Source organism: Shewanella abyssi, assembly GCF_023284025.1.
GTDB lineage: Bacteria > Pseudomonadota > Gammaproteobacteria > Enterobacterales > Shewanellaceae > Shewanella > Shewanella abyssi.
Map to the genome: position 1 here is coordinate 1 of NZ_JAKIKR010000129.1, position 703 is coordinate 703.

The 703-nt window shown below is 42.1% G+C and carries 1 protein-coding gene; it reads left to right on the forward strand.

Translation table 11 applies throughout. From position 1 onward, the window contains the following. The first annotated feature begins 196 nt into the window (after positions 1–196). Positions 197–517: a helix-turn-helix domain-containing protein gene (locus L2755_RS22440; RefSeq protein WP_428847828.1), complete on the forward strand. Its 321-nt coding sequence runs from the start codon at positions 197–199 to the stop codon at positions 515–517. Positions 518–703: the final 186 nt, after the last annotated feature.

Consider the following 703-nt stretch of genomic DNA (forward strand, 5'->3'; position numbering starts at 1 on the left):
CGTGCTACTTTTTCATTTTTAGCGAGTGATGCAAAATCAGGGAACTTCATAAGTTTTACGGTTTATTAATGGTGACTTATTAGATCATACCTTTAATGTAATTGGTATTATACCAATCAGTAATGAGTTGTGATCTGATATAGGTATAACCAATAACGAATATTCCCTTTTGAAAAGCGACACCGCTAAAGAGATCTTGGCTTTATCTAGGGCTGAAAATGAACCCCGCAAACGGATCAGATTACTGGCAGCATCCCCATTTCTTGAAGGACACAGCCGAACAGAAGTCACTAATAGACTTAAAGTCGCCCGTGGGAGTGTTAATACATGGGTTGCAAATTATCTGGCTTACGGCCTCAAAGGACTAAATACCAAAAAGAACAAAGGGCGGGATAGCTGGATAACCAGCCGTTCCAAACACCCAAAACAATCACCTGAGGCCCAAATGGCTTTTAAAAAACTTCCAGTTGGAAACGATCCTTCACATACCAGGCCACTTACCACTCGCTCGAGTTGATACCTGATTTCAGGATAAGGCTAGGTTTGGGCTGCAGAGACTGGATTAAGGTGTTCAGTTTATTATCCTCGAAAGGGCATATCGGCCACACCGCTAAGCACAAAATGCCTCTAAAACCACAAATCGCAGATGTAAAAAAGCCCGTTGCGTTAGCAACGGGCTTGATACTCTCTTTCGAGAAATTAG